At 67.7% G+C, this 26,022-nt stretch carries 24 protein-coding genes and 1 tRNA gene; 13 read left to right on the plus strand and 12 right to left on the minus strand.

Annotated features, from left to right (window positions below):
* Positions 1–77: 77 nt before the first annotated feature.
* Both EV379_RS08090 and EV379_RS08095 read left to right on the plus strand, forming a co-directional pair.
* Positions 78–695: a GyrI-like domain-containing protein gene (locus EV379_RS08090; protein WP_130505689.1), complete on the plus strand. Its 618-nt coding sequence runs from the start codon at positions 78–80 to the stop codon at positions 693–695.
* A 38-nt stretch (positions 696–733) separates the two neighbouring features.
* Positions 734–1,114 (plus strand): hypothetical protein, encoded by a 381-nt coding sequence (locus EV379_RS08095; RefSeq protein ID WP_130505690.1) that lies wholly within the window; start codon positions 734–736, stop codon positions 1,112–1,114.
* Positions 1,115–1,178: 64 nt separating this feature from the next.
* On the opposite strand, the gene EV379_RS08100 is transcribed toward EV379_RS08095, so the two are convergent.
* Positions 1,179–1,251, minus strand: a tRNA-Val gene (locus tag EV379_RS08100).
* Positions 1,252–1,351: 100 nt separating this feature from the next.
* Here EV379_RS08100 and EV379_RS08105 point away from each other — a divergent pair.
* Entirely contained in the window at positions 1,352–2,065 is a 714-nt protein-coding gene (locus EV379_RS08105; protein ID WP_130505691.1) for a DUF1345 domain-containing protein, read from the plus strand.
* A gap of 13 nt (positions 2,066–2,078) precedes the next feature.
* Here EV379_RS08105 and EV379_RS08110 read toward each other — a convergent pair whose 3' ends face one another.
* Positions 2,079–2,543, minus strand: a complete 465-nt coding sequence (locus tag EV379_RS08110; protein ID WP_130505692.1) for a peroxiredoxin — start codon at positions 2,541–2,543, stop codon at positions 2,079–2,081.
* Positions 2,544–2,764: 221 nt separating this feature from the next.
* Here EV379_RS08110 and aceE point away from each other — a divergent pair, with 221 nt between their 5' ends.
* From aceE to EV379_RS08140, 6 genes are all read left to right on the plus strand, one after another.
* The gene (aceE, locus tag EV379_RS08115) at positions 2,765–5,491 is read left to right on the plus strand and encodes a pyruvate dehydrogenase (acetyl-transferring), homodimeric type (RefSeq protein WP_130505693.1); all 2,727 of its coding nucleotides are present in this window, start codon (positions 2,765–2,767) and stop codon (positions 5,489–5,491) included.
* 6 nt (positions 5,492–5,497) lie between these two features.
* Positions 5,498–6,715, plus strand: coding sequence for a PucR family transcriptional regulator (locus EV379_RS08120; RefSeq protein WP_130505694.1), 1,218 nt, complete (start codon positions 5,498–5,500; stop codon positions 6,713–6,715).
* Between the two features lie 102 nt (positions 6,716–6,817).
* Positions 6,818–7,735, plus strand: a complete 918-nt coding sequence (locus tag EV379_RS08125) for an ACP S-malonyltransferase (RefSeq protein ID WP_130505695.1) — start codon at positions 6,818–6,820, stop codon at positions 7,733–7,735.
* Between the two features lie 26 nt (positions 7,736–7,761).
* Positions 7,762–8,766 (plus strand): beta-ketoacyl-ACP synthase III, encoded by a 1,005-nt coding sequence (locus EV379_RS08130; protein WP_130505696.1) that lies wholly within the window; start codon positions 7,762–7,764, stop codon positions 8,764–8,766.
* 68 nt (positions 8,767–8,834) lie between these two features.
* Entirely contained in the window at positions 8,835–9,083 is a 249-nt protein-coding gene (locus tag EV379_RS08135) for an acyl carrier protein (protein WP_047410294.1), read from the plus strand.
* A gap of 92 nt (positions 9,084–9,175) precedes the next feature.
* The gene (locus EV379_RS08140) at positions 9,176–10,411 is read left to right on the plus strand and encodes a beta-ketoacyl-[acyl-carrier-protein] synthase family protein (protein ID WP_130505697.1); all 1,236 of its coding nucleotides are present in this window, start codon (positions 9,176–9,178) and stop codon (positions 10,409–10,411) included.
* Positions 10,412–10,509: 98 nt separating this feature from the next.
* On the opposite strand, the gene EV379_RS08145 is transcribed toward EV379_RS08140, so the two are convergent.
* Together EV379_RS08145 and EV379_RS08150 are read right to left on the minus strand one after the other, a co-directional pair.
* Positions 10,510–11,031, minus strand: a complete 522-nt coding sequence (locus EV379_RS08145; protein WP_130505698.1) for a DUF3145 domain-containing protein — start codon at positions 11,029–11,031, stop codon at positions 10,510–10,512.
* 115 nt (positions 11,032–11,146) lie between these two features.
* Positions 11,147–13,078, minus strand: coding sequence for a PKD domain-containing protein (locus tag EV379_RS08150; RefSeq protein ID WP_130505699.1), 1,932 nt, complete (start codon positions 13,076–13,078; stop codon positions 11,147–11,149).
* 241 nt (positions 13,079–13,319) lie between these two features.
* On the opposite strand from EV379_RS08150, the gene EV379_RS08155 reads away from it, so the two are divergent.
* Positions 13,320–13,877, plus strand: a complete 558-nt coding sequence (locus EV379_RS08155) for a PadR family transcriptional regulator (protein ID WP_165397324.1) — start codon at positions 13,320–13,322, stop codon at positions 13,875–13,877.
* On the opposite strand, the gene EV379_RS08160 is transcribed toward EV379_RS08155, so the two are convergent.
* Complete coding sequence (locus EV379_RS08160; protein WP_130505701.1) at positions 13,834–14,436, minus strand: TetR/AcrR family transcriptional regulator; 603 nt, start codon at positions 14,434–14,436, stop codon at positions 13,834–13,836. The two genes, EV379_RS08155 and EV379_RS08160, sit on opposite strands and share 44 nt — an antisense overlap.
* A gap of 96 nt (positions 14,437–14,532) precedes the next feature.
* Between EV379_RS08160 and EV379_RS08165 the strand changes: the two genes are divergently transcribed.
* Entirely contained in the window at positions 14,533–15,366 is an 834-nt protein-coding gene (locus EV379_RS08165; protein WP_130505702.1) for an SDR family oxidoreductase, read from the plus strand.
* A gap of 4 nt (positions 15,367–15,370) precedes the next feature.
* Here EV379_RS08165 and EV379_RS08170 read toward each other — a convergent pair whose 3' ends face one another.
* Positions 15,371–17,128, minus strand: a complete 1,758-nt coding sequence (locus EV379_RS08170; RefSeq protein ID WP_130505703.1) for a bifunctional 3'-5' exonuclease/DNA polymerase — start codon at positions 17,126–17,128, stop codon at positions 15,371–15,373.
* A 144-nt stretch (positions 17,129–17,272) separates the two neighbouring features.
* On the opposite strand from EV379_RS08170, the gene EV379_RS08175 reads away from it, so the two are divergent.
* Complete coding sequence (locus tag EV379_RS08175) at positions 17,273–18,016, plus strand: putative protein N(5)-glutamine methyltransferase (RefSeq protein ID WP_341273528.1); 744 nt, start codon at positions 17,273–17,275, stop codon at positions 18,014–18,016.
* Position 18,017: 1 nt separating this feature from the next.
* On the opposite strand, the gene EV379_RS08180 is transcribed toward EV379_RS08175, so the two are convergent.
* The 3 genes from EV379_RS08180 to gadC are packed head-to-tail and all read right to left on the minus strand — an operon-like array spanning position 18,018 to position 21,259.
* On the minus strand, positions 18,018–19,364 hold the full coding sequence (locus EV379_RS08180; RefSeq protein ID WP_130505705.1) for a dipeptidase: 1,347 nt from the start codon (positions 19,362–19,364) through the stop codon (positions 18,018–18,020).
* Between the two features lie 3 nt (positions 19,365–19,367).
* The gene (locus tag EV379_RS08185) at positions 19,368–19,814 is read right to left on the minus strand and encodes a hypothetical protein (protein WP_130505706.1); all 447 of its coding nucleotides are present in this window, start codon (positions 19,812–19,814) and stop codon (positions 19,368–19,370) included.
* The gene (gene gadC / locus EV379_RS08190) at positions 19,811–21,259 is read right to left on the minus strand and encodes a glutamate/gamma-aminobutyrate antiporter GadC (RefSeq protein WP_130505707.1); all 1,449 of its coding nucleotides are present in this window, start codon (positions 21,257–21,259) and stop codon (positions 19,811–19,813) included. Before gadC ends, EV379_RS08185 begins: the two co-directional genes overlap by 4 nt.
* A 191-nt stretch (positions 21,260–21,450) precedes the next feature.
* Between gadC and EV379_RS08195 the strand changes: the two genes are divergently transcribed.
* On the plus strand, positions 21,451–22,575 hold the full coding sequence (locus EV379_RS08195) for an aminopeptidase P family protein (protein ID WP_130507356.1): 1,125 nt from the start codon (positions 21,451–21,453) through the stop codon (positions 22,573–22,575).
* Between the two features lie 5 nt (positions 22,576–22,580).
* Here EV379_RS08195 and EV379_RS08200 read toward each other — a convergent pair whose 3' ends face one another.
* The 3 genes from EV379_RS08200 to EV379_RS08210 all read right to left on the minus strand — a co-directional run bounded on the left by EV379_RS08200 (position 22,581) and on the right by EV379_RS08210 (position 26,017).
* On the minus strand, positions 22,581–24,299 hold the full coding sequence (locus EV379_RS08200; protein WP_130505708.1) for a threonine/serine exporter family protein: 1,719 nt from the start codon (positions 24,297–24,299) through the stop codon (positions 22,581–22,583).
* A gap of 18 nt (positions 24,300–24,317) precedes the next feature.
* Entirely contained in the window at positions 24,318–25,112 is a 795-nt protein-coding gene (locus EV379_RS08205) for a class II glutamine amidotransferase (RefSeq protein WP_423203241.1), read from the minus strand.
* A gap of 137 nt (positions 25,113–25,249) precedes the next feature.
* Positions 25,250–26,017, minus strand: coding sequence for a nucleotidyltransferase domain-containing protein (locus EV379_RS08210; protein WP_130505710.1), 768 nt, complete (start codon positions 26,015–26,017; stop codon positions 25,250–25,252).
* Between the last annotated feature and the right edge of the window lie 5 nt (positions 26,018–26,022).

Consider the following 26,022-nt stretch of genomic DNA (forward strand, 5'->3'; position numbering starts at 1 on the left):
GCTATGTCGCCATGACCCGCTCGAGCCGACGGCTCGTGAGCCTCACGAGCCGATGACCGCGAGGTGAGGGGACCCTGTTGGAGAAGTACGACATCAAGCGGGCGCACAAAGCGCTCTACGCACCGTCATCCGCCGACTTCGCGATCGTCGACGTGCCCGAGATGCATTACCTCGCCGTGGACGGCCACGGCGATCCGAACACGGCGCAGGCCTACGCGGACGCGATCGAGGCGCTCTACGGCGTCTCGTACACACTGAAGTTCGAGAGCAAAAACGCGCTCGGGCGCGACTTCGTCGTCGGGCCTTTGGAGGCGCTGTGGCGAGCCGCCGACATGATGGCGTTCACTTCACGCGACAAGGATTCCTGGGACTGGACGGCGATGATCATCCAACCGGAGTGGATCACCGCCGAGATGGTGGACGCCGCGATCGTCACGCTCCGCGCGAAGAGGCCCCTTGCGGCCATCGAGAAGGTGCGCCTGATGACGCTCAACGAGGGAGGGTGCGTCCAGATCCTGCACATCGGCTCATACGACGACGAGGCGCCGACCCTTGACCGGCTGCACCACGAGTACCTGCCCGCCCACAACCTCGACTTCAACGGCGACCACCATGAGATCTACCTCAGCGATGCGCGTCGCACAGACCCCGCCAAGCTCAAGACCGTTCTGAGGCAGCCGGTCAAGGCACTCTGAGCGGCTCGGATCTCGCGTTCCCCAACTACACTTCCACCATGTCCGCGGGAGCTCGGGTATCGGCGACAACTTCTGTGGCGTGGACCGCCACGGCGGCTGCGCTGGCCGTTGGCGGATTTCTTGTCCTGGGCTTGAGCCTCGCAACGCACTACTGGTTCAACGTTCGCACCCACGCCGGCGAAACATGCCTGCACATTGATGTGCCGGAAGAAGCCGCCTTTGACGCGACGCCCTACAACACGAAGGTGATCTGGTGGCCGATGGGTGTGGAGTGCACCTTCGACGATGAAGGCGACAACAGCGCCATCACCGTCCAGTCTGACTGGGGCCTCACCACCGCCGCGTTGATCGGGGCCGCAGCCATTGCTTTGTCCATTGCCATCCCGGTCGTCCGGAACACACGAGCCAAGCGTTCGTGAATCGTCTGTCGAAATCCGGCCGCAAACAAGAAAAGCCGCCGCATGCGCGGGGGCTTTCTTTCTGTGGGCCCTACCGGGCTCGAACCGATGACATCCACGGTGTAAACGTGGCGCTCTACCAACTGAGCTAAAGGCCCATTACGAACTACCGCTCGCAACGACTCATTTATCTTATAGGGATTTCCGGATGCCGCGCGCCGCCGCCCCGCCGCCCGGGCGCGTCCATACACTCGGCTCATGAGCAGATCGCCAGCGGTGGCCGATGACCGCGACGCCCAGGAGCGCCGCTCCGAGACACGCTGGCCTGCCTTCGCCGGTCTCGTCGTCGCCCTGGTGCTCTACATCCTCGTGCCGAACCCGGACACGGCCGTGCTGCGACAGGTTGCGACCGTCATCCTGATCCTGATGTTCCTGCCGCTGCTCGTCGAGAATCCGCACCGCCTCACCCGGCAGTCCGAGTGGTCGCGCTGGCTCTCGATCACCTTCACGGTGGCGCTCGTCGTCGCCAATCAGGTGAACGTCGCGTTCGTCATCCGCTCGCTCATCGAGGGATCGGCCAACGGCGCGCAGATCCTGCTGACGGCGCTGCAGGTCTGGATCACGAACGTCATCGCCTTCGGGCTGCTCTATTGGGACATCGACCGCGGCGGCCCCGTTGCACGCGGCAACCTGACCAGAAGCGAGCTGCGCACGGCCGACTTCAAGTTCCCGCAGGATGAGAGCGGCGACGACGTCGACGAAATCAGCCGCATATCCTCGAGCCGCTCCGATTGGCGCCCCGGCTTCGTCGACTACCTCTACGTCTCGCTGACAAACATGATGGCGTTCAGCCCGACGGATGCCATGCCGATGCGTTCCCGCACGAAGCTGATCATGGGCGTACAAGGGGTCACCGGTTTTGTCCTGCTCGCCCTCGTGATCTCCCGCGCCGTGAACATCCTGGGCGGTTGAGGAGCGGAACGGCCTAGACGCGGAGCGTCTCCAGCGCGGCCCGGTAGTCCGAGAGAGGGCGGGCCCCGCCCGGGGCGGCGTGGAACGAGGCCCGAATGACGCCATCCCGGTCAATCAGCACGGTCAGCCGGGTCGCGTAGCCGCGCTCCTCGGAGAACGCGCCGTACTCGCGCGCGACGGCACCGTGCGGCCAGAAGTCGGCGAGCAGCTGGAAGCCGTAGCCCTCCTGCTCCCCCCACGCCCGCAGCGAGTACTTCGAGTCGACGGAGATGCCGAGCAGCACCACATCCTCGTCATCGAAGATCGCCAGGTTGTCGCGCAGCTCGCAGAGCTCCCCCGTGCACGTGCCGGAGAAGGCGAGCGGGAAGAACACGATCGCGACGGCCTTCTCGCCACGGAACTGACTGAGCCGCACCGATTCACCCCACTGATTCAGCAGCTCGAAATCGGGGGCGGTTGTGCCGATCTGCAGCGTCATTGTGCGACTCCTGTTCCGATTCGACGGCGAGTCGTCGAATGCCAGCATCGATCGTAACGGCCCCGGTGCACACACGGTCGAAATAGAATCAATAGGATGACTGATTGTGCCCGGTCGCGACCCGACCAGGTCTTCGCATGTGTGAAGTTCGACTTTTGAGCACGCCGACACGGCTTGGTCTGCACACGCGATCGGTTCTAACACATAGAGAGAGGTCGACTGTGACTGTCAACGACCAGGACCCGTACTCGGTCAACAACCTGGACTCCGATCCGGAGGAAACAGCAGAGTGGGCCGAATCACTCAATGCGCTCGTCGCCGCTCACGGGCACGAACGTGGTCGCGAGATCATGCTGAGCTTGTTGAAGCGCTCGAAAGAGCTGCACCTGGGTGTTCCCATGGTTCCGACCACCGACTACATCAACACCATTGCCCCCGAGAACGAGGCTCCGTTCCCCGGCAATGAGGAGATCGAGCGCCGTTACCGCGCCTGGCTGCGCTGGAACGCCGCCGTCATGGTGCACCGCGCACAGCGCCCCGGCATCTCGGTCGGCGGACACATCTCCACCTACGCCGGCGCCGCCTCTCTCTACGAGGTCGGCTTCAACCACTTCTTCCGCGGCCAGGACCACCCGGGCGGCGGAGACCAGATCTTCATCCAGGGTCACGCCTCGCCCGGCACCTACGCCCGCGCCTACCTCGAGGGCCGCCTGAGCGAGAAGCAGCTCGACGGATTCCGCCAGGAGAAGTCACAGGCCCCGTACGGTCTCTCCTCGTACCCTCACCCTCGCCTGATGCCGGAGTTCTGGCAGTTCCCGACCGTGTCGATGGGTCTCGGACCGATCAACGCGATCTACCAGGCTCAGACGAACAAGTACCTCACCAACCGCGGCATCAAGGATGCAAGCGACCAGCAGGTCTGGGCGTTCCTCGGCGACGGCGAGATGGACGAGGTCGAGAGCCGCGGCCAGCTGCAGGTCGCAGCCAACGAGGGCCTCGACAACCTCAACTTCGTGATCAACTGCAACCTGCAGCGCCTCGACGGCCCCGTCCGCGGCAACGGCAAGATCGTCCAGGAGCTCGAGAGCTTCTTCCGTGGCGCCGGTTGGAACGTCATCAAGGTCGTCTGGGGCCGCGAGTGGGACGACCTCCTCGCCCGCGACACCGACGGCGCACTGCGCACCCTCATGAACGTCACCCCCGACGGTGACTACCAGACCTACAAGGCCGAGAACGGCGCATACGTGCGCGAGAACTTCTTCGGTCGCGACCCGCGTGCACTCGAGCTCGTCAAGGACCTGTCCGACGACCAGATCTGGGGCCTCAAGCGCGGTGGCCACGACTACCGCAAGATCTACGCGGCGTTCAAGGCGGCATCCGAGCACAAGGGCCAGCCCACCGTCATCCTGGCGAAGACCGTCAAGGGCTACGGCCTCGGACCGAGCTTCGAGGGCCGCAACGCGACCCACCAGATGAAGAAGATGACGCTGGACAACCTCAAGACGTTCCGCGACGCCATGCACATCCCGGTCACCGACGCACAGCTCGAAGAGAACCCGTACCTGCCGCCGTACTACAAGCCGGCAGACAACGACGAGGCGATCGAGTACCTGCACGAGCGTCGTCGCGAGCTCGGCGGCTACCTGCCGGAGCGTCGCACCGCCCACACCGCGATCTCGCTGCCGGATGACTCCGCGTACGCGATCGCGAAGAAGGGCTCAGGCACGCAGGAGATCGCCACCACCATGGCGTTCGTGCGTCTGCTGAAGGACCTGATCCGCAGCAAGGGCTTCGGCCACCGCATCGTGCCGATCATCCCCGACGAGGCCCGCACCTTCGGTATCGACGCCTTCTTCCCGACGGCGAAGATCTACAACCCGAACGGCCAGCACTACACCTCGGTCGACCGCGAACTGCTGCTCGCCTACAAGGAGAGCCCGCAGGGCCAGATCATCCACGTCGGCATCAACGAGGCCGGCGCGCTCGCGTCGTTCACGAACATCGGAACCAGCTACTCCACCCACGGCGAGCCGCTGATCCCGGTCTACGTGTTCTACTCGATGTTCGGCTTCCAGCGCACCGGCGACGCCATCTGGGCCGCCGGTGACCAGATGGCCCGCGGTTTCATGATTGCGGCGACCGCCGGTCGTACCACGCTGACCGGTGAGGGCCTGCAGCACGCCGACGGCCACTCGCTCGTTCTCTCCGCCACCAACCCGGCCGTCGTCTCGTACGACCCGGCATACGGCTACGAGATCGGCCACATCATCCGCAGCGGCCTCGAGCGCATGTACGGCGGCGAGCACGAAGACCCGAACGTCATGTACTACGTCACCGTGTACAACGAGCCGATCATCCACCCGGCCGAGCCGGAGAACCTCGACGTCGACGGCATCGTGCGCGGCATCTACAAGCTCAAGGACGGCACGATCGCCGGCCCGAAGGCTCAGCTGCTGGCATCCGGTGTCTCGATTGCGTGGGCCCTCGAGGCGCAGGAACTGCTCGCGAACGACTGGGGTGTCTCGGCCGATGTCTGGTCGGTCACCTCGTGGAGCGAGCTGCGCCGCGACGGCCTGGCCGCCGACGAGCACAACTTCCTGAACCCGGATGCCGAGCCGCGCACGCCGTACGTCTGGGAGAAGCTGGGCACCGCTCAGGGCCCGTTCATCGCCGTGACCGACTACTCGCACAGCGTCCCCGACCAGATTCGCCCCTTCGTTCCCGGAACGTACGCGACCCTGGGTGCCGACGACTTCGGTTTCAGCGACACCCGCGCCGCTGCCCGTCGCTTCTTCAAGATCGACGGCCCGTCGATGGTCGTCCGCACGCTGCAGGCGCTCGCCGCCCGCGGCGAGGTGGACCGCAACGCTCCGGCGCAGGCAATCGAGAAGTACCGTCTGCACGATGTGAACGCCGGTACGACGGGCTCAGCCGGGGGCGAGAGCTAACACACCGTGGCGACGAGGCCGAAGACAAGAGAAGAGACGCTGGCGTGGCTGCGCACCATTTCTGGTGAGCTGTCCACGACCACGTTGAAACGTCTCGAGGAGACGCTGCCCTGGTATGGCGACATGCCACCGGGGCGGCGCTCCGCCGTCGGCCTCGTCGCGCAGGCGGGCATCACCTCGTTCATCTCCTGGTATGACGACCCGGCCTCGACGCCGTGGATCGCCGCGGACGTGTTCGGGGCCGCCCCGCGCGAGCTGCTGCGCTCGGTGAGCCTGCAGCAGACGCTCCAGCTGATCCGCGTCGTCGTCGAGGTCGTCGAGGAGCGCGTGAAGGACCGCGGCGAAGGTCTGCACGAAGCGATCCTGCTGTACTCCCGCGAGATCGCCTTCGGCGCGGCCGACGTCTACGCTCGTGCCGCCGAGGCCCGCGGCCTTTGGGACGCCCGCCTCGAAGCCCTGGTCGTCGACTCGATCCTCGCCGGGGAATACGACGACGAACTTCCGAGCCGCATCGCGGCACTCGGCTGGCACGGCCACGGCGAGGTCGCCGTGCTCGTCGGAACGACCCCGCGCATGCTCGACGTCGACCAGCTGCGCCGCGCAGCCAGGCACATGGCGGCCGACGTCCTCATCGGCGTGCAGGGCAACCGCCTCGTGCTCGTGATCGGACGCTCGCAGCCCTCCCCCGGAGCCAATCCCGAGAGCGAGGACGAGCCGGCGCCTGCAGAGGACGTCATCAGCTTCCTCGACATGGCCGTGCAGCTCGAGCCGCACTTCGGGCAGGGCCATCTCGTGCTCGGCCACGAGGTCCCCAATCTCGTCGACGCGTCCAAGAGCGCCAAGGCCGCACTGGCCGGATTCGCCGTCGCGCACTCCTGGCGCCACGCCCCGCGCCCGGTGCAGGCAGACGATCTGCTCCCGGAGCGCGCCCTGGCCGGAGACCCGCTCGCCCGCGCCACCCTGATCCACCGGATCTACCGCCCGCTGCAGGCCCACTCCACCGAGCTGCTCACCACGCTCTGGTGCTACCTCGACAACGGACGCTCGCTCGAGGCGACGGCGCGCGAACTCTTCGTGCACCCGAACACGGTCCGCTACCGCTTGAAGCGTGTCTCCGAGGTCATCGGCTGGGATGCCACAGGCGCCAGGGAGGCGCTCATCCTGCAGGCCGCGCTCATCATCGGGTCCATCAGCGATCACGACGGGCTCCGCCGGCGCCGTTGAGCATCACAGGCGCTACTTTCTGTGCATGCCGCACAAGAGATTCGCCGATACGCTGTTTGTCATCCACATTCGTCCTCGGACCCAGATTGGCAAACTAGAGAAGTGATCGTCGTCGTCTGCCCTGGACAGGGCTCCCAAACCCCCGGCTTCCTCGAACCCTGGCTCGCAGAGCCACGCTTCGCCGAGCGCCTCCGCTCCATCTCGGATGCCGCAGGCATCGACCTCGTCGCGCACGGCACGACGAGTGACGCCGACACGATCCGCGACACGGCCGTCGCCCAGCCGCTCATCGTCGCGGCCGGCATCCTTACCCTTGAGGCGCTGCTCGACGGTGGCCGCCGCGAGAAGATCGGCGCGATCGCCGGGCACTCCGTCGGTGAGATCACCGCAGCCGCCGGTGCCGGAATCCTGAACGACGCCGACGCGATGCGCTTCGTGCGCGAACGCGGAACGGCCATGGCCGCCGCCGCAGCACTGGAGCCGACCGGCATGAGCGCCGTCCTCGGCGGTGACGAGGCCGAGCTGCTCGCCCGCCTCGACGAGCTGGGCCTGGAGCCGGCCAACTACAACGGTGGCGGCCAGATCGTCGTCGCCGGAGCGCTCGACGCCCTCGCGGCACTCGCCGAGAACCCGCCGGCCAAGACCCGCGTCGTTCCGCTGCAGGTCGCCGGCGCATTCCACACCCGGTACATGAAGCCGGCCGTCGCCCACCTCAGCGAGGTCGCGGCCTCGCTCACCCCCGCCGACCCCACGCTTCCGATCTGGACGAACAACGACGGCACGCAGGTCGCCAGCGGCGCCCGCTTCGTCGAGCTGCTCGTCGGCCAGGTCTCCTCCCCCGTACGCTGGGATCTCTGCATGGAGTCCTTCCTGGCAGCCGGCGTGACCGGCATCATCGAGCTCGCTCCTGCCGGCGCGCTCACCGGCCTCGCCAAGCGCGCCATGCGCGGCATCCCGAGCGTCGCCATCAAGACGCCGGACGACCTCGCCGCCGCCTTCGAGCTCATCGACCAGGCTTAACCCTCACCTCAGAAGAACGGCAGAACATGACCCGTCCCACCCTGCAGCAGTCGCACGGCCCCGCGTACACCCGCATCTACGCGGTCGGTGCGGCGCGCGGCTCGGTCGCCGTGCCCAACGACGACATCGTCGGACCGATCGACTCCTCCGACGAGTGGATCCAGCAGCGCACCGGCATCATCACCCGCACCCGTGCGACGAGTGACGTCTCGGCGCTCGACCTCGCGACGGATGCCGCCCGCGAGGCGATCGAGCGCAGCGGGATCGCCCCCGAGCTCATCGACGCCGTCATCATCGCCACGATCAGCAATGTGCAGCAGTCTCCGTCGATGGCCGCCGTCGTCGCCGACCGTGTCGGTGCGAACCCCGCCGCCGCCTACGACGTCAACGCCGCCTGCGCCGGATACGCATACGCCGTCGCCCAGGCCGACGCGCTCGTGCGCACCGGTGTCGCCCACTACGCGCTCGTCATCGGCGCCGAGAAGCTCTCGGACATCGTCGACCCGACCGATCGCAGCATCTCCTTCCTGCTCGGCGACGGCGCCGGCGCCGTCGTCATCGGCCCGAGCGACTACGCGGGCATCTCCAGCACCGTCTGGGGTTCCGACGGCTCCAAGGCTCACGCGGTCGGCATGAACAACACCCTCGTGGAGTACCGCGACGGCGCCGCCGAGTGGCCGACCCTCCGCCAGGAGGGCCAGACCGTCTTCCGCTGGGCCGTCTGGGACATGGCCAAGGTCGCCAAGCAGGCCCTCGCGGCCGCCGGCATCACCGCCGACGACCTCGCCGCCTTCATCCCGCACCAGGCGAACATGCGCATCATCGACGAGTTCGCCAAGCAGCTGAAGCTGCCGGAGAGCGTCGTGATCGCCCGCGACATCGCGACAACCGGCAACACCTCTGCCGCATCCATTCCGCTGGCAACGCACCGCCTGCTCGAGGAGAACCCCGAGCTGAGCGGCGGCCTCGCGCTGCAGATCGGCTTCGGTGCCGGCCTCGTGTTCGGCGCGCAGGTCGTCGTCCTTCCCTAACAAAGTCCTGCCGCACCCCTAAACTGGGTGGCGGTCAAACGAAACACCCCCCTCAAGGAGAAAACAACATGGCATTGTCCACCGAAGAAGTTCTTGCCGGCCTGGCCGAGCTCATCAACGACGAGACTGGCATCGCGACCGACACGGTTGAGCTGGGCAAGTCGTTCACCGACGACCTCGACATCGACTCCATCTCGATGATGACGATCGTCGTCAACGCTGAAGAGAAGTTCGACGTCAAGATTCCGGACGAAGAGGTCAAGAACCTCAAGACCGTTGGTGACGCTGTCACCTTCATCGTCGGAGCCCAGGCTTAAGACCCCTTTCCCGCTCTGGCGGGTCGACACCAGTCGGCTCGCCGGGCCGGGCATGCCCGCTTGATCCCTCACTGCGTGGAGAGTTTGACGTTATGACCAAAAAGATTGTGATCACCGGTATCGGCGCGACGTCGCCGCTCGGTGGCAACGCCCAGGACACCTGGTCGGCCCTGCTCGCCGGTGAGTCCGGTGCGAGCGCCCTCGACTACCCCTGGGTCGAAGAGACTCAGATCCCCATTACTTTCGCCGCTCAGGCGCGCGTGAAGCCGAGCGAGGTGCTGGAGCGTCACGAGACCAAGCGTCTCGACCCCTCCAGCCAGTTCGCCCTCATCGCCGGGCGTGAGGCCTGGGCGGATGCCGGCTCCCCCGAGGTCGCCCCCGAGCGTCTGGCCGTCGACTGGTCCACCGGCATCGGCGGCGTCTGGACGCTGCTCGACGCCTGGGACACCCTGCGCGAGCGCGGCCCCCGCCGCGTGCTGCCGATGACCGTCCCGATGCTCATGCCCAACGGCCCGGGAGCGGCCATCGGAATGGACCTGCACGCTCGTGCCGGCATCCGTACCGTCGTCTCCGCCTGCGCCTCCAGCACCGAGGCCCTCGCCAACGCCTACGACCACCTGCAGCGCGGCCTGGCCGACATCGTCATCGCCGGTGGTTCCGAGGCGGCGATCCACCCACTGCCCATCGCGTCCTTCGCGGCCATGCAGGCACTCTCCAAGCGCAACGACGACCCACAGACGGCCTCGCGCCCCTACGACGTCAGCCGCGACGGCTTCGTGCTCGGTGAGGGCGCTGCCGCGCTCGTCGTCGAGACCGAGGAGCACGCACTGGCCCGTGGCGCTCGCATCTACGCCGAGCTGCTCGGCGGCACGGTCACGAGCGACGCGTACCACATCACGGCTCCGGACCCCGAGGGTTCCGCGGCCGCCAGGGCGATGCTCACGACGCTGGAGAACGCCGGTGTCTCGCTGAGCGAGGTCTCGCACATCAACGCGCACGCCACCAGCACGCCCGTCGGCGACATTGCCGAGTACAACGCGCTGCGCCGTGTCTTCGGTGACCTCCTCGACGGCATCCCGGTGTCGGCAACCAAGGCATCGACCGGTCACCTCCTCGGTGGTGCCGGCGCGATCGAGGCGCTGTTCACGGTGAAGGCCCTGCACGAACGTGTCGCCCCGCCGACGATCAACCTCACCGAGCAGGACCCGGCCATCGCGCTCGACGTCGTCACGTCGCCGCGTGCGCTCGGCGACGGCCCGCTGACGGCGATCAGCAACTCCTTCGGTTTCGGCGGACACAACGCCGTCATCGCATTCCGGAGCGTCTGATCCCGCTCGACACCCTCGTGTGAACGCTCAGAAGGCCCGCTCGGTATTCCGTGCGGGCCTTCTGCGTCTCATGGGGCTGAACCAGCCGGGCTGACTGCTCAGCCGGTCTTGTGCAGCCAGATCACCGGGGAGTGGTCGCTCGCGTGGCGGAAGACGTCGAGCTCGTCGTCCCACTCCTGGCCGAGCGCGAGCCGCAGCTCTCGGTGGAGTTCGAGCACATTGGTTCCGGCGTGATGCATGGCTGCGCGGATCCGATCTTCCGGCACAACCATGTTGCCGACGCTGTCGACCTGCGCACAGAAGATGCCGAGGTCGGGCGTGTGCATCCAGCGGGCGCCGTCGGAACCGTTACTCGGATCCTCTGTCACCTCGAAACGCAGGTGCTCCCAGCCGTGCAGGGCGGAGGCGATGGCCGCCCCCGTGCCGCGCTCGCCCTCCCAGTAGAACTCGGCGCGCTGGCATCCATCGAGCACGGGCTGTTCCGCCCAATCGAAGTTCACCGCGCGCCCGAGGGCGCGACCAGCAGCCCACTCGACGTGCGGGCAGAGTGCACGCGGTGCCGAGTGCACATAAATTACTCCCCGTGCGGCAGGCGCCAGACGGGCAGGTGTTGCCGTCATGATCTCTCCGTTTCGTGTGAGGTGCGTCTTCCCCAACGACCTGTGAAACGGGTGCCATGACCGGCACTCACACGATTATGCCCCAGAAGCGGGGTTCACACAACGAATCCCGGGTTCACGGAGTGACCGCGAGGAGATCGTCGAAGCTCACGACGATCGGAACGTTGGTGACCGAGCTCGAGAGGTAGCTCTTCAGCCCGATGCCACCTGCGGCCTGGATCGAGGCGGTGCTGTCGGTGGCCGTCAGCTGCCAGGCGGCCGGCTCCGCCGCGCTTGTCTTCCACACCTTGGCCTGAATGGTGCTCGGCGATGTGCCGGTCACGCGGACGCGCATGCTCAGCTTCTCCCCCGCTGCATACGTCACCCCGCCGGCCGTGCTCGTCGACGTCAGTGCCACCTCTGCGTTGCCGTTGGAGTCCGTTCTGACCAGGGAGAGTCGAACATCGCCGCCCGCGCGCAGGTTGAGTTTCGCCAGATACGCGCCGCCGCCGGAGATGCGGCGCCCGTATGCCCACACATAGGAGCCGCTCCCCGCCGGCACCTTGTCGGAGGCGATGGTGAGACTGAGGTCCGTCGCCGTCGACGACACTCCGTTCAGGAAGGCGTTGAGCGTTCCGTTGGCGGTCGGCAACCTGAACTTGCCGACCCCGTCGGCCACAGAGAAGCTGGATGTCGCGCCGCTCAGCTGCCAGGCGCCGCCGCTGTCGGCCGTGCCCCAGCCCGATGCCACCGTTCGCCCGAAGGTGTCTGCCGCCAGCGCCACCGGACCGGGTGGGTCGGTCGCCGTGACTGGCCGTGTCGTCGTGTTCGTTCCCCCGGCGTTGTCGGTCACGGTGAGCGTGATCGTGTAGTTTCCTGCTGCCGCGTAGCTGCGCGCGGCGGGGTTGCCCGTCCCCGTTGTGCTGTCACCGAAGTCCCAGGCATAGCCGGTGATCGTGCCGTCGCCATCCGTCGATCCGCTCGCGTCGACCGTGCAGTCACGGTTGGTGCAGGACGCCGTGAATGACGCCGTCGGCGGGGTGTTCGCCGCCGCCGCACCGATGGTGAAGGCATCCGTGTACGTGCCGCCCGTCGCCCTACGGAAGTTCGCGGTCAGGCTGTCGGCATTCGCGACGACCTCAAGGTTGCCCCAACTCGGATTCTGGTTGGCACCGGACGTTGCCGCGAAGTACGGCGCCTCGGCGTCGGTGGTGGAGACGTCGCGCAACGCGACGCCGCCGGTGCCGACGGTCGCGAACACGGTCCCGGCTCCCCTGACCAGGGTGCTGTCGGCATCCACGACACAGCCGGCCGTGTAGCTGCCAGGCGTGAGGCCGGAACAATTGGGCCCGGTCGCGAGCTGCTTTGTGCGCGCGTAGAGGTGCTCATGCCCGTTCAGCACGAGGTCGACGCGCTTGCTCATCATCAGGTTGTTGATGTCGACGCCGGACGCACAGGCGTACTCGCCGACCGAGAGACACGGCATGTGCATGCCGACGACGACCCACGGGATCCCGGCCGACCTGGCCTGGTCGATCGCGTTGACCGTCCACTGGTAGTGGGGCGTGCCCGACGCATACGACCAGCTCCCGCCGGGAAAGGTCAGCCCGGGTGAGATCGCGATGAATCGCACCAGCGGCGCATCGGCGGGCACGTCGACGAAGTACTCGCGTCCGTAGGTGCCGACAGCGCCGGGCACTTGGTTCGGGAGACAGGCGGAGAAATCGTTGATGTTGCCGTTCTGACCGTTGCTCTCGTGGTTGCCCGAGATGAGCTCGAAGGGGAAGCCGGCCCCGACACGCGTGGTCACGAAGTCACACCACGTCGACTCCTGCCCCGTGACGCCATAGGAGAGGTCGCCGAGCGCGAGGTGCAGATCGGGATCGATTGCGCCGATCTGGTTGAGCACCGCGCTCGTCTCTGTGCGCGCGTCGAAGTCTCCGGAGGCCGTGAAGTGCACCTCGCCAGGCACCGCCGCCATCTTCGGCTGCACGGCTCCCGCCGCGAATGCCGCGATCACGAGGGATGCCCCCGCCGCTCCGGCCAACATCGATCGCATTGCACGCATGAGCCTGCTCCTTGCACGTCGGGTACGTAATCGTGGCAAGGCGGAGAATGGCCGGGATCCAGTGGGCCTGGGAATCGGCCTTCGGCGTCTTGGCTGCAGATTACCGGATCGCACCAGCCCTGAACAGGGGGATTCGCCGAAAGCAGCGTGGCACCGTCGCGCCAGTGCGTCGCCTGATTATGCTCAAGCCCAGAGGCACTCGATCGGAGCCGCCCCTGTCGGCGGTGCGAGAGGAGAATACATGTCGGTGCGCGAGAGCCTGCTCGCCGTGCTCACGCTCGGGCCCGCCTACGGGGCACAGCTGCACGCGGAACTCCTCTCCCGGCTCGGCCACCGCCGCGACATCAACGTCGGCCAGATCTACGCAACACTCGATCGGCTCGGCAAGAACGCCCTCGTGCGCGACAGCGGCACGACGAGCGACGGCCTGCCGCTCTACGAACTCACCTCGGCCGGCCGTCTCGCCGCCAGGGAATGGCTGAGCGTCGTCGGTCCAGCGCAGCTGGACTGGAACGAGATGCTCGACCAGCTGTTGGTGGCGTCCTCGCTGCCAGGGGTCAACCTCGACACGCTGCTCGCGCAGCACCGCGAGCTGTGGGCGGCGCCGCTGCTGCAGCAGGTGGAGCCGGAATCGGTGCAGGACGTGCTGGCCACCGCGTCAGAAGACGAGTTGCGCGCTGCCGCGCTGCGCTGGCTCGATGCCTGCGAACGCGCCGCCACCGACACGACCGCTGGCACGGCGATCAGCCGGCCCCTCAGTGACGCGCGGCCTCGCCGTGGCCGTCGCCCTGCCGCCTGACAACCAGCGAGACGAGCGCGTCGACATCGGATGCCGCGGGTAGCCGCTGGCGGCCGAGGATCCGGTAGAGCAGGAAACCGATGAGCACGGCTGCGATCGTGCTGACGTCGGCATCCGCCGGCAGCTGGTCAACCTCGCGCGCACGGGCAAGTCGTGCACGCAACTGTTCTTCGTGCGGGCCGGTGAACCGCTCGTAGAGCTGATCGGCGATCGCCTGGTTGTCGGAGGACGCTGCGGTGAGCGCCAACGTGAGGCTCGTGCCCTCTGGGGTCGCGACATGTGAGACCCACTCGTTCAGCCACGCACGGAGATCGCCACGCAGATCCCCGCTGTCGGCGATCGGGCGGAGCTCAGTCGCGACACCACCGGCAAGCGCGGCGTCGGCGACGATCGCGCCCTTCGAGCCCCACCACCGGTAGAGGGTCTGCCGCCCGACCCCGGCCCGTGCCGCTATGGCGTCGAGCGTGATGCGCTCGTAGCCGAGTTCAACGAGGAGCGCGCGAGTTGCGGCGAGGGCGGCGAGCCGCGAGGTCTCGCTACGTTTGCGCCCGGCTGCCATCGCATCAGTCTATGTACTCGCCCGCCGTCGTCTGCGCGTGTAGATTCACATTACGAGACAAATTGTCTCTCTTTACGAACGCACGGAGGTCGGCAGATGCCGAATGAAGTTCTGGTGGTCATCGGTACCGGCGGCATGGGCGTTGCCGCGAGTCGACGATTGGGTGGAGGGAAGACGGTGCTGCTGGCCGACTTCAACGCGAGTGCATTGGATGCGCTCGCCGAGACGCTGCGCGACGAGGGCCAGCAGGTGGAGACGCAGCACGTCGACGTGTCGTCTCGCGAATCCGTGCGCGCGCTCGCTCGCGCGGCAGCCGCGCTCGGGCCCGTTGCCCAGGTGCTCCACACGGCTGGGCTCTCCCCCGCACAGGCGCCGACCGAGGCCATCCTCGCCGTCGACCTGCTCGGCGTGGCGATCGTGCTCGAGGAGTTTGCAGAGGTGATCGCCCCCGGTGGTGCCGGAGTCGTGATCTCGAGCATGTCCGGACACTTCGTTCCGGCGCTGGACCGCGAACTCGAGGGCCAGCTGGCCATGACACCGGGCGACCAGCTACTCAGCCTGCCTGCCACCTCGCCGGACGCCTTCGCGTCAGCAGGCCACGCCTACTCCTTCTCGAAGCGTGCCAACCAACTGCGCGTACGCGCCGCGAGCACGACGTGGGGAGCCAAGGGAGCACGCATCAACTCGATCAGCCCCGGTGTCATCTCGACCAGAATGGGCAGGCAGGAGCTGGCCAGCGAGTCCGGCGCGAACATGCGGGCCATGGTCGACGGCTCGGGAACCGGACGGCTCGGCACGCCGGATGACATCGCGGCGGCCGTCGCGTTCCTGTTCTCCGACGCGGCATCCTTCATCACCGGCACCGACCTGCTCGTTGACGGCGGGGCAGTCGCCGCCGTGATGACGGGCGCCGTCCGGCTGTCGGCCTAGCTCGCTACTTCGCGTCGGAGTAGCGTTCGACGGTGGCGATGCCCAGTGGGAAGTCCACAGGGAAGTCGCCGAAGAGCAGCCGGCCGGAGGTCGCGGCCGCCGCCGTGACGACCGCGGCCACCTCCTCGGCGTGCTCGGCCGGCGTGTGCACGATGATCTCGTCGTGCAGGAAGAAGACGAGGTGCGGGATCCGCTCGAAGACGGGGCCGGATGCCGCGGCACGGCGCCCTGGCGGCTGCGGGTTCATGCCCTCGATCGCGAGCAGCCCCTTGCGGAGCTCCGCCATCCAGCAGAGTGCCCATTCCGCCGCGCTCCCCTGCACGACGAAGTTGCGGGTGAAGCGACCCCAGTCCCGTGCCCGGCTGCGTGCCCTGGCCTCCTCGGCGGTGCTGGCGCCCGGCTGGCTCGCCCGCCACTGCGCCTCGCGCCAGTCCTCGCCTGGGGCCGGAGAGGAGCGGCCAAGCCAGGTGGTGACGAGCTCGCCACGCTCGCCGGCACGGGCTGCCTGCTCGACGAGGCGGATCGCGCGCGGGTACGCCCGGGTGAGCTTCGGCATCAGGCGCCCGCTCTCCCCCGTCGTCGCGCCGTACATCGCCCCGAGCATGGCGACCTTCGCCTGATCACGCGTCTCGACGACCCCGCTGGCGACGATGCCCGCGTACATGTCGACGCCGCGGCCGGCCGCGGCCATGCTGGTGTCGGCCGAGAGCGCCGCGAGAATGCGCGGCTCGAGCTGGGCCGCATCCGCCACGACGAGCTTCCAGCCGGGGTCGGCCGTGACGGCCGCGCGGATCTGGCGCGGCAGCTGCAGGGCTCCGCCCCCGCTGGTGGCCCAGCGCCCGGTTGCGGCGCCGCCTGGGACATAGTCGGGGTGGAACCGACCGTCAACGATCCACTGGTCCATCCAGGTCCAGCCATTGGCAGTGAGCAGGCGCGCCCGCTTCTTGTACTCGAGCAGCGGCGCGATCACCGGATGCGTGTACTCGGCGAGCTCCCAACGGCTCGTCGACGTGATCATCAGACCGGCGCGATTCAGTGCCTTGAGCATGCTCTGCGGGGAGTCCGGGTTGACGGTGTTGTCACCGAGGATGCTCCGGATGCGGCCGGCCAGCACCTCGAGCTTGGCCGGCCGCGTGCCGTAGGGCACCCGCGGGCCGAGCTCTTCGGTCAGGATCGCGTCGTGCACCTCGGTGCGCCACGGCAGCCCGGCACTGCGCATCTCGGCGGCGATGAGCGCCCCGACGGACTCGGCCGCGAGGAGGAGCCGCAGCCTGCCTGCATCCGGCACCTCGGCGATCGCCCGCAGCTGGCGTCGGTACTCGGCGACGCTGTCGTCGGCGGCGGCAGCGCTGCGCCCGGACGCTATCGTGTCGCTGAGGTCGAACAGGGCGCTGTGCACGGGCGCGACGGCCGCGGTGAGCGGCTCGGCAGGCCGGCTCCATTCGCTGGGCGCCGAACGCGCGAACTCCGTGCCGGCGGAGAGGGTCGAATTGCGCAGGATCGCGTGGCTGAGACGCAGATCGTGGCATCGCTGCACCCGCACGCCGGCGGTGAGCAGGTCGCCGTACCAGCGGGAGCTGTCGCTCCACACCCAGCGTTCCGCGGCGTCGCCAGCCGCCCGGTGCGCGCGTTCGCGCTCGGTGACAAAGGCGGCCAATGCCGAGAACTCCAGCGCGAGGGGCGCGCCCACGAGCTCTCCGCGCTCGTCGACGGTGCTCGCCATCACCGAGGTCGGGTCTGTGCGAGAGAGAACGATGGCCACCGCACCATTCTCCCCGCAGCCACCGACATCGCGCGCCACGACCCCGGATCATGCTGGCGCCCGCATCTCCGACGGGGCTAGGATCGACGGCGTCGAGAGGATCCGCCCCTGCCCCAGCCTGCCCCGCTTCCCACCTCCGAGCTCGTGCATGCACTCCGCGCATCGGGTTCGGTGTTCGCCGAAGACGAGGCAGCGCTGCTGCTCGAGGCCTCGGCAGGGGATGCCGCGCATCTGCGCCAACTGCTCGACCGACGCCTCGCCGGCCTCCCGCTCGAGCAGGTGCTCGGCTGGGCCGAATTCGCCGGCCTGCGCGTCGCAGTGGCTCCGGGGGTCTTCGTGCCCAGGCGCCGCACGGAGTTCCTGGCCGAGCTCGCCATCGACGCGTGCTCCGCAGACGCCGTCGTCGTCGACCTGTGCTGCGGCTCTGGCGCCATCAGCGCCGCCGTCCTCGCCTCCGTCCCCACCGCGCGGCTCTGGGCGAGCGACGTGACGGCCGAAAGCGTGCGGTGCGCCAGGCACAACCTCGGTGACCGCGCGACCGTTGTGCGGGGTGACCTGTTCGCAGCCCTCCCGAGCGCGCTGCGCGGCCAGATCGACGTTCTCGCCGTGAACGCGCCCTATGTGCCGAGCGCGTCGATCGCCCTGATGCCGCCAGAGGCCCGTGTGCACGAGCCGCGCAGCGCACTCGACGGCGGGCCAGACGGCCTCGACGTGCACCGGCGGGTTGCCGCGGATGCCGGCGGCTGGCTGCGTCCGGGCGGCACGTTGTTCATCGAGGCGAGCGCGGAACAGGCGCCGGCCTCGGCCGCGCTGTTCGAAGCCGTGGGCTTCGCCACGCGGGTCGAGCGCGACGACAGTCGCGACGCCACCGTGGTTGTCGCGTGCTGAGCTAACCGCGCAGGGTGGCGAATCGTTGCAGGAAGAGGGCGATGGTGAGGGCCAGCGCCTGGATCTCGGACGGATCGACGCTCTCGTTCGGTGCGTGGATGAGCGCGAGGGGCTCTTCGACCCCTAACAGAATGACCTCGGCCTGCGGGTACGTGTCGGCGAACACGGTGCAGAGCGGGATCGATCCGCCCTGCCCCAACAGGCTCATCGGCGTTCCGTAGGCCTCCTGCATTGCGGCGGCCATTGCGCCATAGGCTGGGCCGTCGGTTGTCGCCTGGAACGGAGATCCGATGGCCTCGGTCTTCGTTGTGACGTGAACACCCCACGGTGCCGCGGCCGCGAGATGCTCGACGAGCGCGTCGTGCGCCTCGGTGGGAGACATTCCCGGCGGCACGCGAAGGTTGAGGCGCGCTGCCGCCCGCGGCGTGATGGCGGCCGTCGATCCCGTCACCGATGCGCAGTCGATCCCGAGGACGGTGATTGCCGGACGGGCCCAGATCATGTCGGAGACCGTGCCGTCGCCGAGCAGCGCGACCCCGTCGAGCACGGCCGCGTCGGCGCGGAACTGCTCGGGAGAATACGGCTCCCCACTCCAGCTCTGGGTGTTGTCCAGGCCGGTCACGGTGGTGTTGCCCTGGCTGTCGCGAAGCGAAGCCAACATGGCGACGAGCGCCGCGAGGGCGTCGGGGGCAGCACCGCCGAACATACCGGAGTGGAGCTCGGTGGCCATGGCCTCCACGGTGACCACGACATTCACCATGCCACGAAGGGACGCCGTCACCGCAGGACGCCCCACCGCCGCGTTGCCCGTGTCGCAGACGAGGATGGCGTCGGCGCGGAATGTGTCCGGGTTGCTCGCTACGAAGGCCTCAAGCCCTCCGGTTCCCTGCTCCTCCGAGCCTTCGACGACGAGTTTGAGGTTCACCGGCACGTCGCCGTCGAGCCCCCGGATGGCGAGGAGTTGAGCAAGGATGTTTCCCTTGCAGTCCGCGGAGCCCCTGCCGAACCAGCGCCCAGCCACCTCGGTCAGCTCGAATGGCGGCGTGCGCCATGCGGAATCGTCGAGCGGCGGCTGAACGTCGTAGTGGGAGTACAGCAACACCGTCGGGGCGTTTGGGTCGGCGCACGGCCGGGTCCCGACAACGGCGAAGCTGCCGTCCGGCGTCTCCTCGAGACGAGCATCGGCGAATCCGAGTGCGGCGAACTTGTCGAGCACCCAGTGCGCTGCCCGTGAGCACTCCTCCGTCGGGTACTGGCGCGGATCCGCGACCGAGCGGAACGCAACGAGCTCCGCGAGCTCCTCCCGCGCCCCCGTCATCCGATCGGCGATTGTCGAACGCAGATCCACGGTTCACCCGCCGTTGGCGTCGGACGTGTTCAAGGTGTTCACGAACTCCTGGAACTCGGCCAGTTCGTCTGGGCAATAGACGTCCATTATCAGGAGTTGCCCTTGAACGAGCCGGTTCTCGGCGATGATCGGACGGCTTCCCGTCCCGCCTGCCCCGGTCGTCAGCTGCCCCAGGAACGTCGCCCGGGTCAAGGCCTCGTTCGGGTTCGCACAGACCGCCCCGCCGTCCTCGCCGAGGACGCGCACGATCTGCTCGCTGGACGGCGCCGTCGCCCCCGTCGCCTCGATGTTCGAGATCAACTGATCGGCCTTCTCCTGCGCCTGCTGCGTCTCTCTCGCCGACCTGAACGTGAGCAGGCCGACAACGGCCAGGACCACGAGCACGACAACACTCACGATGTAGAGAACCGAGCGCTCTCGCTTGGTCGACGACTCCATCTGCGTGCTCATGGCGCTGCACCCCCTGCCTGGTTGGTCTGCTCAGGCTGCTTCCAGGACGGTTTGCGGAACCGGTAGAAGAGGAATGGCACGAGCAGGCCGAGCCCCAGTGCGCCACCACCAACGATGAGGAAGTAGACGGCGGGGTTCTCACCGCCGAACTGGGACGGCGGGATGAAGCCGACGAGCAGTGCGGCCAGCGAGGCAGCGAACCCGACTCCGGCCAGGCCGATCAGCATCGGCGCCCGGTAGCCACGCGGGTGGTCCGGGTCATTTCGACGCAACCGGATCGCCGCAATGAACATCAGCAGGTACATGATCAGGTACACCTGCGTGGTGATCACGGAGAAGATCCAGTACGCGCTCGACACATCCGGGATCAGGGCGTAGCCGAGTGCGATCACGGTCGTGACGAGCCCCTGCACCACCAGCAGGTTCTGCTGCACGCCCTTCTTGTTGAGCTTCTGCAGGAAGGGCGGGAGGTATCCCTCCTCGCGCGAGATCAGCAGCAGGCCCTTCGACGGGCCCGCCAACCAGGTCAGCATGCCACCCAATGATGCGGCCACCAGCATGATCCCGATGATCGGGGTGAGGCCCTGCATGCCGAACTGTGCGAGCACGGCGTCAAAAGCCTGCATGACGCCGGCGGTGAGTGAGAGCTCCTCGGCCGGCACGATCCAGCTGATCGCGAGCGCCGGCAGGATGAAGATCAGCAGAACGAGTCCCATCGCCAGGAAGATCGACCTCGGGTACTCCTTGGCCGGGTTCTTCAGCGAGGACACGTGCACCGCATTCATCTCCATGCCGCTGTAGGAGAGGAAGTTGTTCACGATCAGCACCAGGCTGGCCAACCCCGCCCACTCTGGAAAGAAGTTCGCGGCCGTCATCGGAGCGGCAGATGGGTTGCCCTGGCCCAGGAACACGGCGCCCAGGATGACGAGGAACGCGCCGGGGATCAGGGTACCGATGATGAGGCCGCCGCTGGCCAGACCGGAGACGCCCTTGGTGCCGCGGGAGGACACGAACACGCCGGACCAGTAGAACACGACGATCACGAGCGCGGTCCAGACCCCGTTGCTGGCAAGCGCCGGATTGAACACGTAGGCGAGCGTGCTCGCCACGAAGCCAAGCAAGGTCGGGTAGTAGAAGATCGTCATGGCGAACTGGCACCACACGGCCAGGAAGCCCATCGGCTTCGAGATTCCCGCCGCAACCCACTTGTAGATTCCGCCCTCCCAGCCGGAGGCCAGCTCCGCCGCCACGAGCGAGGTCGGAAGCAGGAAGACGATGGCGGGGACGAGGTAGAGGAAGACCGCGGCCAGACCGTAGACCGCCATGGTGGGGGCTGGCCGCAGGCTTGCGACCGAACTCGTCGTCATCAAGGCGAGGGCCAGCCACGAGATCACGACGGCCGGTGGCGCCTTCGGTCGTGCGAGAGCGGCATCCGCGGTGCTCATTGCAACCACGCTCGAGTGCGGCCTCCGGCACGTGTTGTGCCATCCCATCCGGTCGTGAAACGAAGGTCTAACATACGCGCCACCCCACCCCAAAGGGATAACTGAGAGGATTCCTCATCTTAGCAATGTCGTGTTTGGTTGGAAAGGTGCGATCCTGAGAGGAACACTGAGGAGGCGCCGTGACGGCAGGAATGAACGCTGTACCCATCCCATTCACGAGCGGGGACTACGCGGCCCGCATGGCGCGGCTGGTCGACGACGCGCTTGAGGCGGGACTCGACGGCGTCATCGTGACTCCAGGGCCGGACCTGGTCTGGCTCACCGGCTACCGCCCCACCGCCATGACCGAGCGCCTGACGATGTTGCTGGTCGCCCCTCACACGCACCCGACGCTGCTTGTGCCCATTCTGGAGCGACCGGATGCCGAAGCAGCCGACGGCGCTACGGCGGTCGGGATCGCCGATTGGACCGATGGCACAGACCCCTATGAGGCCGCGAGTCGTCTGCTGCGGCCCGATGGGCGGTTCGGCATCTCCGACTCGGCGTGGGCGATGCACCTGCTCGGCCTCCAAGCCGCGCTGCCAGACACCCGCTTCGCTTCGTTGAGCCACAGCCTTCCGATGATGCGTGCGCTCAAGGACGACAACGAGCTCGGCCGGCTCGCCGCGGCGGGTGCCGCCGCCGATGCGACATACGCCGAGATCCTGAAGGTACGGTTCGCCGGTCGGCGCGAGACGGATGTCGCGGCAGACCTGGCCAGGCTCCTGCGAGAGTTCGGGCACGAGCAGGTCGATTTCACCGTCGTCGGCTCTGGCCCCAACGGCGCCAATCCCCACCACGAGGCGGGCGATCGCGTGATCGAACATGGCGACGCGGTGGTGCTCGACTTCGGCGGGCTCATGCACGGCTACGGATCGGACACCACCCGCACAGTCTGCGTCGGCGAACCGTCGGCCGAGGTGCTGGAGGTCCACGAGATCGTCAGGCAGGCACAACAGGCGGCATTCGAGGCGGTCCGACCGGGCGTGACCTGCCAGGAGATCGACCGGGTCGCCAGAGCGGTGATCACCGAGGCCGGATACGGCGAGCAGTTCATCCACCGCACCGGCCACGGGATCGGCGTGACGACCCACGAACCGCCGTACATGGTCGAGGGCGAGGAGCGGCTCCTCCAGCCGCGGATGTGCTTCTCGATCGAGCCCGGAATCTACCTCAAGGGACGCTTCGGCGTGCGCATCGAAGACATCGTCACGGTCACCGACGACGGCGGCGCGCGCTTCAACAACACCGATCACGCCCTGCAGATCGTCGAGTAGCCGGATCAGATCGCGCCGGGCCCACGCCGCACGCGCCCGGTGATCGCGGTGCCGGCGAGGACGCCGAGTGCGATGGCGACCATCGTCGACACCGTCGTCACGAGGGAGCTGACTCCCCCGGTATCCCCTCCGAGAAGGCTGGCAACGCCGACGAGACCGAGCGCGCCGGGAACGAGCAGCCAGAACGCGGGCAGGAAGCTCACGATCGCCGGAGGCCCGGACCGTTGCCGCGCGACGATGACGGCCACCGGGGTCATCGCCAGGGCCCCGACGAAGGCCGACAGCACGCCGCCGAGGAACACATCGGCGAGCACCTGCGCCCCGTACGCGACGTAGAGGACCAGCAGGATCCAGCCCAGCGAGGCGGGTCTGGCGCACTGATACACGACGATCCCCACACCGAACACCGCCACACCGAGCCACGGGCCCAGGGCGCCGAGTGGTTCCTGCGCCGAGGTGATTTCACGTGCTGGAATCCCGACGACCCCGGCAGCCGCAACGATTCCAACCGCGAGGAGGATCAGTTGCATCGATCCGGCCGCGAGACGACCGGCCCCGGCCATCATCTGCCCGGTCGACAGCTCCACGACGCCGGTCGTCAGCAACGCACCGGGTAGCAGGATGATCAGCGGGGCGATCAGGGACGGGAGGACACCGGGATCGATATCGGTGCGGATCAGGAGGAACACGGACACCCCCACGAGGAAGGACGCCCCAACGGTGATCAGCGCCTGATACCGCCTGGCCGTTCCCGCACCGGCCAGAAGGAGCGAGCCCACGACAGCACCCAGTACCGCCGAGAGGAGCACGCCCGCCCAGGACGCACCGAGCAGCATCGAGATTCCGCTGGAGAGGAACATGTACGCGATCAGGCGCTGTGCTGTGTTGTAGGGACGCGGCAGTCGGCGGATCGCCACGATGCGTGATGGAACCGCGGCGGCTGGCAGTGCCCCGCTCTGCGCCGATTCAATCGCGTCATCGAGCTCCTCCACCTGATGGAGCAGCAGCGCACTGTGCCCGCTGGAGACCACTCCGGTTCGGAGTTGCCCGTCGGCGCTCGCGGAGATGAACAGCGCCGTAGGGAAGACGACGATCTCCGCCGTCGGGTATCCGTTCGCGGCGGCGATGTCCACCAGCGCCTCCGTCACGCTCACCACCGAGTAGCCGGCATCGATCATCGCCTCGCCACTCGACTCCAGGGCGGCCAGCACGACGGCCGGTTCGGCGTGAGTCTGCGGTTCTGCCTGCGCCGGCATCACCTCGTTTACACGCCGACGCGGCGCCCTGCGGCGGATCAGGAACAGGACCGCAATGCCCACGAGCAGGACGGCGATGGCGATGATCCACGACACCGGGTCGACGTCCGGGTCGGCATACGCCGGTTCGATCGGGGCGAGCTCGGTGTTGTCCGGCTCGTCCACGGGCGCCTCGTCGGGCACGGGTACCTCCGTCGGAGCAGGTGCTTCCTCCGTGGGGGTCGGCTCGGCTGTCGGGGGCACGCCGGTCTCGGTGGGGACCGGCTCGGGCTCGTCAGTGGGCGGCACCGGGGTGGCGGCGTCGGTGGGTGCCGGCGTCTCTGGTGCGGGCTCCGTGGACACGGGCGTGGGGACCTGAGGCCGCGTGATGCCGGATCCCTCGGCGGCAACGGCAGCCGCTACCGGGCTCACGGCGAAAGCGAGTGCAACCGTGAGGACGACTGCGGCAACGCCACGCTCCACACTCATCGGCGGCGTGCTCAGGGCCTAGTCATCCGCTGCGAGGAACGGCTCGTGGTGATATCCGGAGGACTCAACCACCAGCGCCGTCGATTCTGGTACCTCCTGGAAGACGCCGGGCAGATCATTGAGTGGCTCGGAGACGATGAGTCTGGCGTTCGGCCCGAACAGTTTGAACCGCTCCGCGTCGGGGTACATCTCCCACAGCGTCTCGACGTCCGTGGAGTGGAACAGCGTTCGACTGCGCATCTGCGAGGAGTAGCGGAACGCCCACATCGTCGCGCCATCGGTCACGGCGACCGTGCCCTGCATGGGAAACGCCACTCCATGATCGCGCCCAACGGACTCGACCTTGCGGATCGTCGCCGCCATCGCCGCGATGGGGTCGTCCTTGAGACCGAGCGTCAGAGCGAGGTTGAACAGCACCTCTGAGTCGGTCGTGCCCAGGATGTTCGGGTAGAGCGAGGGGTCAACGGCATAGGTCAGATCGCGCTTCACCTTCGAGAATTCGGTGAGGAAGCCGTTGTGCATGAACATCCAGTTCTCATGGCGGAACGGGTGGCAGTTGGTCTGCTGGATCGGCGGCCCACCGGCCGCGCGAACATGGCTGAAGAACAGCGGGCTGCGGATGCTGCGGGTCAGCTCGCGGAGGTTCTGATCGTTCCACGCCGGCTCGATGCTGTGAAAAAAGGCGGGTTGGGAGCCCGGTTCATTGTTCTCGGGGTACCAACCGAAACCGAAGCCGTCACCGTTGACGGTCTCGTTGCCGAGCGGCGAGTTCAGCGATTGGGCGACCAGTGAATGCTGGGCATCCAGGATCACCAAGGAGGGTTGGAGCGCTTCGCCTGAGTAGGCCAGCCATCGACACATCTCTGCACCTGTCTTTCCTTGCGCGGATGGTTTTGCCCTGACCCTAACCCCGTGTCACCGCGGTCGACGTCACCCCGATGGGATGAAGCTCACTCCACGGCGACGCCGGACTCACGCACAGCGGCGCTGAGTAGCTCACGCGTCGCACATACGGTCTCAACGAGCGACTCCGGATCCGCGCTCAGCCCGAGCACCAGATCGTCGACGCCGTCGACGCCCGCCTGGGCGAGCAGCCCCTTCTCGTTTGTCACCCACTCGCCTCGTGCGGCGAGGATCGCGTGCGCTGCGCGGCACGCGGCCTCGCTCATGAGGCCAGCGCACTGCGCGACGCGCCCGCGGCGGGCGTGCCCGTCTGCGTACACGAGCGTCATATCCGCCGTCGCCCACCACTCCGCGCTCGCGCTCTCCCGGAGCGCCTCCGGGTACTCCCACTGCGGCACCTCGCCCCACAGCGGTCGGTTGATGCCGAGCTCCGCCAGGAGGATGTAACTGGGGATCCCGGCCTGGTGAAAGAGCAGCCCGTCGATGTAGAAGCGCCCATGTTCGGCATCCTCGTGGATCCGTTCGATCACGCTGAGGTCGCGGTAGTGGATGTCGACGTCCCTCCCGTCGACCGTGACCTTGCCGCCGCCGTTGAAGAGGCTCCCCCAGCCCTCGAGCTCCGTCAGCTCACCCGGCCAGCCGAGTGCACGAATCTGCTCGACGTCCAGTGCATCGCGGTAGTAGACGGCCAGATCCCAGTCGCTGTCTGGCCGTTGGACGCCGCGCGCCTGTGAACCGCCGAGGGCAACGCCCCGCACGCCGGGAACGGCTGAGAGCGCGGCAGTCACCGATTCCAGGAACACGTCATCATGCATCCGCT

It is taken from the genome of Microterricola gilva (assembly GCF_004217495.1).
In the GTDB taxonomy this organism is placed as follows: Bacteria; Actinomycetota; Actinomycetes; order Actinomycetales; family Microbacteriaceae; genus Microterricola; species Microterricola gilva.